The sequence below is a fragment of the Pseudomonas sp. NPDC079367 genome (genome assembly GCF_044542195.1).
In the GTDB taxonomy this organism is placed as follows: Bacteria; Pseudomonadota; Gammaproteobacteria; order Pseudomonadales; family Pseudomonadaceae; genus Aquipseudomonas.
In genome coordinates, this window is record NZ_JBITTW010000048.1 from 1 (window position 1) to 10,595 (window position 10,595).

The 10,595-nt window shown below is 61.2% G+C and carries 8 protein-coding genes; 3 read left to right on the plus strand and 5 right to left on the minus strand.

The features are described 5' to 3' along the window. Nucleotides 1-80, minus strand: an 80-nt coding sequence (locus tag ACIGDJ_RS25255) for a P-II family nitrogen regulator (RefSeq protein ID WP_397504644.1), incomplete at its 3' end; no start/stop codon positions are given. 395 nt (nt 81-475) lie between these two features. On the opposite strand from ACIGDJ_RS25255, the gene ACIGDJ_RS25260 reads away from it, so the two are divergent. After that, nucleotides 476-736 (plus strand): accessory factor UbiK family protein, encoded by a 261-nt coding sequence (locus tag ACIGDJ_RS25260; RefSeq protein ID WP_016772581.1) that lies wholly within the window; start codon nt 476-478, stop codon nt 734-736. 305 nt (nt 737-1,041) lie between these two features. Next, nucleotides 1,042-2,535 carry a YifB family Mg chelatase-like AAA ATPase gene (locus ACIGDJ_RS25265; protein WP_397479967.1) on the plus strand — a complete coding sequence of 498 codons (1,494 nt, stop codon included), beginning with the start codon at nt 1,042-1,044 and terminating at the stop codon, nt 2,533-2,535. Here ACIGDJ_RS25265 and ACIGDJ_RS25270 read toward each other — a convergent pair. The 3 genes from ACIGDJ_RS25270 to ACIGDJ_RS25280 form a co-directional block, all read right to left on the minus strand. After that, nucleotides 2,532-3,746: an aldose 1-epimerase family protein gene (locus ACIGDJ_RS25270; protein ID WP_397479968.1), complete on the minus strand. Its 1,215-nt coding sequence runs from the start codon at nt 3,744-3,746 to the stop codon at nt 2,532-2,534. The two genes, ACIGDJ_RS25265 and ACIGDJ_RS25270, sit on opposite strands and share 4 nt — an antisense overlap. 195 nt (nt 3,747-3,941) lie before the next feature. Next, on the minus strand, nt 3,942-5,918 hold the full coding sequence (locus ACIGDJ_RS25275; protein ID WP_312999778.1) for a methyl-accepting chemotaxis protein: 1,977 nt from the start codon (nt 5,916-5,918) through the stop codon (nt 3,942-3,944). Nucleotides 5,919-6,105: 187 nt separating this feature from the next. After that, nucleotides 6,106-7,026 (minus strand): LysR substrate-binding domain-containing protein, encoded by a 921-nt coding sequence (locus ACIGDJ_RS25280; protein ID WP_101161590.1) that lies wholly within the window; start codon nt 7,024-7,026, stop codon nt 6,106-6,108. A gap of 160 nt (nt 7,027-7,186) precedes the next feature. Between ACIGDJ_RS25280 and ACIGDJ_RS25285 the strand changes: the two genes are divergently transcribed. Further along, nucleotides 7,187-8,581: a NorM family multidrug efflux MATE transporter gene (locus ACIGDJ_RS25285; protein WP_101161591.1), complete on the plus strand. Its 1,395-nt coding sequence runs from the start codon at nt 7,187-7,189 to the stop codon at nt 8,579-8,581. Between the two features lie 77 nt (nt 8,582-8,658). Here ACIGDJ_RS25285 and ACIGDJ_RS25290 read toward each other — a convergent pair whose 3' ends face one another. After that, entirely contained in the window at nt 8,659-10,329 is a 1,671-nt protein-coding gene (locus tag ACIGDJ_RS25290; RefSeq protein WP_101161593.1) for a bifunctional diguanylate cyclase/phosphodiesterase, read from the minus strand. Between the last annotated feature and the right edge of the window lie 266 nt (nt 10,330-10,595).

The window sequence follows — 10,595 nt, forward strand, 5'->3', positions numbered from 1 at the left end:
ACCTGCACGCCGATTTCGGACAGCGACTCGCGCACGTCGTCCAACTTGAACGGCTTGATGATGGCAGTGACTAGCTTCATGAAACTCTCTCCCGAATTGGTGGACTTGCCCCAGGAAAACAAACCCGTCTCAAGTCTAAGCGCAGTGCCTGGCTTTGTAACGCATCGTTGACGCCAGCTAACCGCATCAGACGAAACTCCCCGCTTCGTCTGCCGCACTGCATTCGTCACAGCGACTGCATCAGTGCATGGGTCGAGGGTGACTAAGCAGAAACCTTGCCAGCTCGGCAAAATCCCGGCATTTCAACCTCTTGGCCCTTGTTGTGTGCGCTCGCGTAGAAAAGCTTTTGTCGATACGCACAACAACGGTGCGCCACCGTCTGTCCCTCTGCGCGAAAAGCGTGCATCCCTGCAGCGAGAAATGACTGTAGACACTGCGTGATACACTGCCGGCCATTGTTTCCAGGACATTTCCCATGCTCGCGCCCAAAGACTTCCTCGACGCCCTGAGCGGCACCGCCTCCCGCCTGTTCAGCGGCGACACCCCGTTGCCGAAAGCCGAAATCGAAAGCCAGTTCAAAATGCTGCTGCAAAGTGCGTTCAGTAAACTTGATCTGGTCAGCCGCGAAGAATTTGACAGTCAGATGGTGGTGTTGGCACGCACGCGTGCACGGCTTGAGAGTCTTGAAGCGAAGGTGGCGGAGATGGAAGCGAAGCTGAATCCACCCGCCGAGTGACATCGAAACCGGGCGAGGTGTTCATGACAGGGGAGAAGCAAGAAGCTCAACCCGCATCCGCTTTGATGTGGCCGCCACGAACGGCAATAAAATGAGGCCCGATGGCTGGCTCGCCGACGGTGGAACCTGAATACCCCCCAAAAAAAGACCGCCTGAAGGCGGTTTTTTTTCGCCTGTGGCTTACGCCTCTTGCGCAACATCCAGAGAAAGTTTGCTGCTTAAACCATTCAAGCTCCCCTACGGTGGACGTCTACTCTTGAACAGACCCGCAGGAAGCGGCCCCCGATTCAGCTCAAGGAACGACCATGTCCCTCTCCATCGTCCACAGCCGCGCCCAGATAGGGGTGGAAGCTCCCGCTGTCACCGTCGAAGTTCATCTGGCCAACGGCCTGCCGTCGCTGACCATGGTCGGCCTGCCTGAAGCGGCGGTGAAGGAAAGCAAGGATCGGGTGCGCAGCGCGATCATCAATTCGGGGCTGCAGTTTCCGGCCCGGCGGATCACCTTGAATCTGGCGCCGGCGGATCTGCCCAAGGATGGCGGGCGCTTCGATCTGGCGATTGCCTTGGGGATTCTGTCGGCGAGTGTGCAGGTGCCGTGTCTGACCCTGGACGGGGTGGAATGTCTGGGCGAACTGGCGTTGTCCGGCGCGGTAAGGCCGGTGCGTGGCGTGCTACCGGCGGCGTTGGCGGCGCGCAAGGCCGGGCGGGCTTTGGTGGTACCGCGGGCGAATGCCGAAGAAGCGTGCCTGGCATCGGGACTGAAGGTGTTCGCGGTCGATCATTTGCTGGAAGCGGTGGCGCATTTCAACGGACACACGCCGGTCGAGCCTTACAAATCAAACGGCTTGATGCATGCCGCCAAGCCTTATCCGGACCTCAACGAGGTACAGGGGCAGACCGCCGCCAAACGCGCCCTGCTGATTGCCGCAGCCGGGGCGCATAACTTGTTGTTCAGCGGGCCACCGGGAACCGGCAAGACCTTGCTGGCCAGTCGTTTGCCGGGGTTGCTGCCGCCGCTTTCCGAATGTGAAGCGCTGGAGGTGGCAGCGATTCAATCGGTCGCCAGCGGTGTGCCGTTGACTCACTGGCCGCAACGCCCCTTCCGCCAACCGCACCACTCGGCTTCCGGGCCAGCGCTGGTCGGGGGCAGTTCAAAACCGCAACCCGGCGAAATCACCCTCGCCCATCACGGCGTGCTGTTTCTCGATGAATTACCGGAGTTTGATCGCAAGGTTCTCGAGGTGCTGCGCGAGCCATTGGAGTCCGGGCATATCGTGATCGCTCGAGCCAAGGACCGTGTGCGATTCCCTGCCCGGTTTCAGCTGGTGGCGGCGATGAATCCGTGCCCCTGTGGATATCTTGGCGAGCCCAGCGGCAAATGCTCGTGCACACCGGACATGGTCCAGCGCTATCGCAACAAGTTATCGGGGCCGCTGCTGGACCGGATCGATTTGCACCTGACCGTAGCGCGTGAGGCGACCGCGTTGAATCCGGCAGCCAGGCCCGGCGAGGACAGCGCCAGCGCTGCGGCGTTGGTGGCCGAAGCGCGGGAGCGCCAGCACAAACGCCAGGGCTGTGCCAATGCATTTCTGGATTTGCCCGGATTGAAGCGTCACTGCACGTTATCCACAGCCGATGAGAAATGGCTGGAGGCGGCCTGCGAGCGACTGATCCTGTCGCTGCGCTCGGCGCATCGCCTGCTCAAGGTCGCACGTACACTGGCGGATCTTGAGCAGGCCGATGCGATTACCCGCGAGCACCTGGCCGAGGCGCTGCAATACCGGCCGGCGACGCCTTAATGCTCTGTCAGATCAACCAGCGGTGCCTGACGCACTTCGGTGTCGCGCCCAGCCTGAATCGCCGTCACCCGCTGCAAGGCCTTATCGACCGCACCTTTGTCGGCCAGCAGGCTGTAGCTGATCTGGAACTGTTTATGTTCTTTCGGCGCAATGGTCGGCACCAGGTTCAACGGCCGCTGATAGCGACGGTTGTAGGAAAAACTGGTCCCCGGCTCCAGCCCGGTGACGTAGCCCTGCCCTTGGGTGTCGGTGTTTTTCCACAGCGAGAACACAGGCAACTGCCGGGTGTTGAAGCCAACGGATACGCCGAGACTGCCAGCCTTGTTGTGCAACACGGTCAAGGTATCGCCCTTGGCATCGGCATAAGGCACAACGTTGTAGACCGTTTCGTCGTAGTCCTTGGTTGGCGCGCGATAGGTCTGCCACTCGGGCAGATCACCTTTGGCCTTGTCGTTGAACGGCGACACTTGCTTCACCGGCGCAGCGAACTTTGCCCCTTGCTCAAGAAACGGCGTGCTGAAATTACTGTGATACAGCGCCTGATATTCCTTCGGATAGTCGCCATTGTTGGTCAGGGTGTCGTTGAGGGCGAAGCTTGCGCTGCCCGGTTCGGTGACCAGTTCGGTGACTACCGAGAAGTCGACCTTCTTGAATGCCTGCTCTTTGAGCTCGCCACGCAGCGTGATGGCATACGGCGGCTTCTCGTCGATGTGCAAAGTGACGGTACTGGCCGGAATGTTGGCAGCGCGACCGTGCAGGGTCAGCAGCTCACCGTTGTCCATGCCGGGATGGCCAACCCACTCGTAACCGCAACGGGTGACGAGCTCATTGAAGCCTTCGAGCCAGCCCAGGCCACCGCGGCCGTTGAGTTCGATGAACGCCGGGTTGACCACCTCCTTGACCGGCGAATCCCAACCCATGCGCACTTCACCCACCGACGCCTGCAGCACATTCATGCCACGGGTCGGCACCACGGAAATCTTCATCGTGCCGTTATCGATGTCGACAATGCTGACGCCCTCCTGACGACCGCCATGCAGGGTACGCAGGGTCACGGAAAACGGTTTGGTGGCTTTTACGCCGAGTTGCTCACTGGTGATCGTCCAGCTTTTTGCCGGGGTATTGGCGTCGAGCAGGACATAGTCCCAGGCCATCGCGTGGGAAGCAGCGGAGAATGCGCCGAGGGCGACAAGGAGTTTGAGCGAGGTCATGGCAGCAGCCTTTATTGGAGTTGTGCCATTTTTATAGCGCTGCGGAAACGTTTCAGCAAGTGCAAAACGACCTTCGCAGATAGGCATTCGCGAGCAGGCTCGCTCCCCCACGTACTCCGGGCCCTCACAATATTTGCGAGTTGCACCGAAGGTCGGGGGAGCGAGCGTGCTCGCGATAGCTATTTCAAACCCACATCAACGGAAGCGATCAACCTCGGAACGCAGATCCGCCGCCAGCTTCTCCAGCTCTTTTGCGGTGACAGCCAGATTCGAAACAACCTCACGCTGTTCGCTGTTGGCCAAGGCAATGCTCTGCAGATTACTGCTGAGCAACGTCGCCGTGCTGCTCTGCTCCTGAGTCGCAGTAGTGATCGCCGCGAACTGCTGGCCTGCCGAACGGCTCTGCTCGTCGATCCGCGCCAGCGCCGAGGCGACATTGGCGTTGCGCGACAGACCTTCCTGCATCAGCACGTTGCCCTGTTCCATGGTGCTGATCGCGTTGCCGGTTTCCTGCTGGATGCTGTGGATCATGCTCGAAATTTCATCGGTCGCCTGACGGGTACGCGAGGCAAGGCTGCGCACTTCGTCCGCGACCACGGCGAAACCACGGCCCTGCTCACCGGCACGAGCGGCTTCGATGGCAGCGTTGAGCGCCAACAGGTTGGTTTGCTCGGCGATCGAGGTGATCACGCCGACAATGCCGCCGATTTCCTGCGAGCGCTGCCCCAGCGTGTTGATCACGCTGGCGGTGCTGTTCAGCGCACCAGCGATCTGCTCCAGCGAGGACGACGCTTCTTCCATCGAGCTGCGGCCAATCTGCGTTTGCTGAGCGTTTTCCTGCGCCAGGCGCTGCGTCGCGCCCATGTTGTCGGCGATGTTCAGCGACGTCGCGCTGAACTCTTCTACAGCGCCGGCCATGCTGGTGATTTCGCCCGACTGCTGCTCCATGCCTTCATAAGCACCTCCGGACAAACCGGACAGCGCCTGCGCACGGCTGTTGACCTCTTCGGAGGCACGGCGGATGTGCTCGACCATGGTCGACAGCGCTTGGCTCATCTGGTTGAACGCGCGGGACAGCTGACCGATTTCATCGTGGCTCGAGACGTTCAGACGCACGCTCAGATCACCGGCGCCCAAGGCTTCGGCCTGACGTACCAGATCACTCAGTGGCGCCAGTTTGCTGCGCAGCAGCCAGACCACAGAACCGACCGCGAGCATCATTGCCAGCAGGCTGCCGATCGCCAGTTGCGTACCGACGCTCCAGGTCACCGCGCGGATCTCGGCTTTCGGCATGCTCGCTACCACCGACCACGGGCCTCCCTCGAACGGCACGGCGATACTGTAGAAGTCTTCGCCATTGTCGCTCCAGAACTCACCTTTACCCGGTGTTTTCACCAGGCTGTTGATGGCTGGCACGGCTTGATCCAGTGCTTCGACGCCGGCAATCGGCACCAGCCATTTGTTCTGCTCGTCGAGCAAGGCCAGCGAGCCGGTCTGGCCGATGCGGAAGCGCTTGAGATTGGCGAACTGCGCGTTCTGCGCATCGGTGTAGTCGAAACCGACGTACAGCACGGCGATGATCTTGCCGCCCGCGTCGCGCACCGGCGTGTATTGGGACATGTAGTAGCGCTCGAACAGCAGCGAGCGGCCGACATAACTCTGCCCCGCCATCAACTTGGCGTACGCCGGGTTGGCATGATCAAGCACAGTGCCGATGGCACGGGTGCCGTCCTGTTTGCTGACGTTGGTGCTGACACGAATGAAATCGTCGCCGCTGCGCACGAATACCGTGGCCACGCCGGCGGTCATCTGCTTGAACTCGTCAACTTCCTTGAAGTTGTTGTTCAGCACCTCGTTGCCAAGGTGCAGGCCCGGGGTCTGCACGCCGGCCACGGTCACTGGTTGGTCCGGGTGCACACTCAGGCCACTGCCGAAGCGCTTTTCAAACAGCCCGCTCAGGCGCAGGGTGCTTTCGCGCAGCGTGCCGTGGAAGGTACTGAGCTGGTCGGCCAGCAGCCGGGCCTCACTGGCCAGGTGCTCTTCACGGGTGGCGAGGTTGGCGGAATCCAGCGAACGCAAAGCGAACACCGTACTGCCGCTGATGACTATCGCCAGTATGACAGCGAGGGCGAGGCCCAACTGCGAGGCGATCCGAGCACGAGGTTGAGACATGAACAGCTCCTGGCCGAGCCACCGAATCCTCCCTGATCGCGGTAATTGCCCGGAAAATATTCTAATAATTGGGGTAGCGCGAAACCGGCACGACGGTTCCACAAGCTCGTAGTCGGCGCTGAAACCGAATACTTGAGCACTTTGCGAGGGTATGGCGCAGTAGTGGCATTGTGCCGGCTCGAACGTTTCAGCTCAAGCGCTCTACCGCCGGCAATTGCATGGCGCGGACTTCGCCTTGCAGGAAGTCACTGAGACGGCGCAAACGTTCACCTCCCGGACGCGGTTTTGGCCACACCAGATAATAATTCAGGCCACTGGCCACGGCAGTCGGCCATGGCAGACTCAAGCGACCTTGCGCAACATCTTCGGCAACCATCAACAAATCACCCATGGAAACGCCATAGCCACGCGCCGCCGCGATCATGCCCAGCTCCAGGGTGTCGAATACCTGCCCACCCTTCAGCGATACCTGATTAGACAGGCCCATGCGCTCCAGCCAGCTGCGCCAGTCGCGGCGATCCGGGGTCGGATGCAGCAGTTCGGCGCTCGCCAGGCGCGCCACGTCCCAGGGTTTGTCATTGAGCAGGTTCGGCGCGCCGACCGGAATCAGCTCCTCGGGAAACAGCAGGCTCGCTTCCCAGTCCGGCGGGAAATGCCCATCGCTGAGCAACACCGCACAATCGAAAGGTTCGTTGTTGAAATCCACCGAGTCGATGTCCATCCACGCACTGGTCAGCTGCACCTCATTGCCTGGCTGCAAGTGGCGGAAGCGACTCAACCGCGCCAGCAGCCAACGCATGGTCAGCGTTGAAGGCGCCTTCATGCGCAGGATGTCGTCCTCGGCACGCAAGGTATTGCAGGCGCGTTCAAGGGCGGCAAAGCCTTCGCGAATCCCGGGCAACAGCAGCCGCGCCGATTCGGTCAGTTGCAGGTTGCGCCCGCTGCGATGGAACAGCCGGCAGGCGAAGTGTTCTTCGAGGGTGCGCATGTGCCGACTGACCGCGCTCTGGGTGATCGATAGCTCTTCTGCTGCGCGAGTGAACGAGCTGTGTCGCGCTGCCGCTTCGAATGCGCGCAGGGCATACAACGGCGGAAGGCGTCGGGACATACGCAAAGCTCCAGGAACGGGGATATGACCAATGTGGCCAAGAGGTTTCAGGATGAGTATTACTCATGCCACCCATCCTTTTTATCCCTTTGTGCAAAGCCTGCCAAGCGCCGAGAATCCATGCTCTTCTGTTCCCTCTGATATTTGGGTGGTGATGACCATGCAGCATCCTGTGCGTACCGAACTCTGGGCCATTTTGCGGCTGGCGGGGCCGCTGATTGCTTCGCAGTTGGCGCACATGCTGATGGTGCTGACCGACACTCTGATGATGGCGCGCCTGAGTCCAGAAGCGCTGGCCGGCGGCGGCCTCGGTGCGGCGAGCTACTCGTTCGTGTCGATCTTCTGCATTGGCGTGATTGCAGCGGTTGGCACGCTGGTGGCCATCCGTCAGGGTGCTGGCGACATCATCGGCGCCGCGCGCCTGACGCAGGCCGGGTTGTGGCTGGCCTGGCTGATGGCGCTCGGCGCCGGGCTGTTGCTGTGGAACCTCAAACCGGTGTTGCTGCTGTTCGGCCAGACCGAAACCAACGTCGACGCCGCCGGGCAATTCCTCATCGCTCTGCCCTTCGCGCTGCCGGGTTATCTGAGCTTCATGGCCCTGCGCGGCTTTACCAGCGCAATCGGCCGGGCGACGCCGGTGATGGTCATCAGCCTCGCCGGCACCGTGGCCAACTTTCTGCTCAACTACGCATTGATCACCGGCATGTTCGGCCTGCCGCAACTGGGTCTGACCGGCATCGGTCTGGTCACGGCGATCGTCGCCAATTGCATGGCGTTAACGCTGGCCTGGCACATTCGACGGCACCCGGCCTATGACGCTTATCCATTGCGCGCTGGTCTGTCGCGGCCGAACCGGCAATACCTGAAAGAACTCTGGCGCCTGGGCCTGCCGATTGGCGGCACCTATGCGGTGGAAGTCGGGCTGTTTGCTTTTGCCGCGCTGTGCATGGGCACCATGGGCAGTACGCAAATGGGCGCGCATCAGATCGCACTGCAGATCGTGTCGGTGGCGTTCATGGTCCCGGCCGGCATGTCCTATGCCATTACCATGCGCGTCGGCCAACATTACGGCGCCGGGCAACTGGTTGATGCGCGCATGTCCGGGCGTGTCGGCATCGCCTTTGGCGCAGTGGTGATGCTCGGCTTTGCCCTGGTGTTCTGGCTGTGGCCGAATCAGTTGGTCGGCCTGTTTCTCGACCACAACGACCCGGCGTTTGCCGAGGTCATCCGTCTGGCGGTCAGCCTGCTGGCGGTTGCGGCGTGGTTCGAATTGTTCGACGGCACGCAGACAATTGCCATGGGCTGCATTCGTGGGCTCAAGGATGCCAAGACGACGTTTCTCGTGGGCCTCGCTTGCTATTGGCTGATTGGCGCGCCGGCGGCCTGGTGGATGGCGTTCCACCTCAACTGGGGGCCGACGGGCGTCTGGTGGGGGCTGGCGCTGGGTCTGGCGTGCGCGGCGGTGAGCCTGACCCTGGCGTTCGAATGGAAGATGCAGCGGATGATTCGGCGCGAGCCGATTGCAGAGAGGTTCGAGGCCATCGAAGCAGATTAAGATCAAAAAGATCGCAGCCTCGGCGGCTCCTGCAAGGGAACACATTCCAAGGTAGGAGCTGCCGAAGGCTGCGATCTTTAAATGGCTTCCACCGAAGCCTGCTGACTGGCTCCAAAGGTCAGATATTCCACCAGATCCTCCAGCGGCAGCGGTCGGCTGATCAGGTAACCCTGCACCTGATCGCAACCGAACCCGCGCAGCAATTCCAGCTGCTCCGCCGTCTCGACCCCTTCGGCAACCACTTCAAGGTGCAGGTTGTGTGCGAGGTTGATCATCGCGTGCACCAGTTTCCGGTTCTCTTCGCGCTGCTCCATGCCGCCGACAAAACTCTTGTCGATCTTCAGCAAGGTGATCGGCAGGCTATTGAGGTGCACAAACGAGGAGAACCCGGTGCCGAAATCGTCCAGTGAGAAGCGCACGCCGAGACGGCCGAGGGCGTCCATGGTCTGTTTGACCAGATCGCTGCGCCGCATCACTGCGGTTTCGGTCAGTTCGAACTCCAGCCACTGCGCCTCGACGCCGCGTTCGCCAATCAGGCGGCTGAGCGTCGGCAGCAACTGGCTGTCCTGAAACTGCCGGAACGACAGGTTGATCGCCATGTGCAGCGGTGCCAGACCCTGTTCGCGCAAGGCCTGCATATCGCGCAGGGCCCGGGCAATCACCCAGTAACCCAGCGGCACGATCAGACCACTCTGCTCGGCCAACGGCACGAATTCGCTCGGTGGCAGCAAACCGCGCTCGCCGTGTCGCCAGCGCACCAGCGCTTCAAGGCCGACAATCTGGCCATCCTCAAGATTCAGGCGTGGCTGGTAATGCAGTTCCAGCTCATCGCGGCGCAAGGCCCGGCGCAGTTCGCTTTCGAGGTCGGCCATACTTCGCGCGTTGCGGTTGATGCGTTCGTTGAAGATATGAAAGGTGCAGCCTTGCGTGCTCTTGGCCTGCTGCATGGCGATGTGCGCGTGCCACATCAATGGATCGGCACCGCCATTGGCGCGGGCATGGGCGATGCCGAGGCTGGAGCCGATCAGCAGGCTTTCGCCATCGACCCAATACGGTTCGGCCAACGCCTCGGTAATGCGTTCAGCCATCCACTCGGCGCGTTGCGGCGCGCGGCGGGTGTCGATCAGCAAAGCAAATTCATCACTGCCCAGACGCGCCAGTTGATCGCCGGCCTCCAGCTGACTTTTCAGCCGCGCGACGACTTGCAGGATCAGGCGATCGCCGGCCTGGTGACCAAGAGCGTCGTTGGCATGGCGAAAGTTATCAAGATCCAGATGCCCAAGGGCAAGGCCGCGACCGTCGCCTTCGGCAAGACGTGCGGTGAGCAAGGTCTGGAAACCCTGACGGTTGGCGATACCGGTCAGCGGGTCCTGTTCGGCCAGGCGCTGCAGGGTGTTTTCCAGCACGCCGCGCTCGCGCACATGGCGTAGACAACGCTGGAGCATGCCGGCGTCGAGGGCGCCGAATACCAGCCAGTCGCTGACACCGACCGGCGCGGTGGCCGGTTCGTGCTCCAGCAGCAGAACGGTCGGCAAACTGCAACGTCCGGGCGCCGGTTGCAATGCCGGCAGGGTCAGCAGTACCGCGTGGCGGTTGTCCTCGAACAGGCGGCTGACCGAATCCCAGTTCGGTGCGCTGATGAGCACCGCCGCGCTCCCCATCGGAGCCAGACACTCACGCAACAACGCCGTCCACGCTGGCTCTTCGGCCAGTAGCAGCAAACGCAAGGGTTCGACAGGCGTAGACAAGCTGACTCCCTAGACTCTGCAATGATGTAGGCGGGGCATTATGCCGTTGTGCTGAACAATGACCAATGTGTTGTCTGATGACAACGGCATCGAAACGTTATTTTGTGTCACGAACGAGAACATTAGCCGCAAAATCCCCGCGCATCCTGCGTGAAAGTAACAAAACCGGCAAATCCGAATCGCGTGCTGCGTCACAAGTCGGACAGAGCAGCACAAATCGCTGAGCCTGTTAAAATGCCGGCCCTTTTCGTAAACGACTCCCGAAT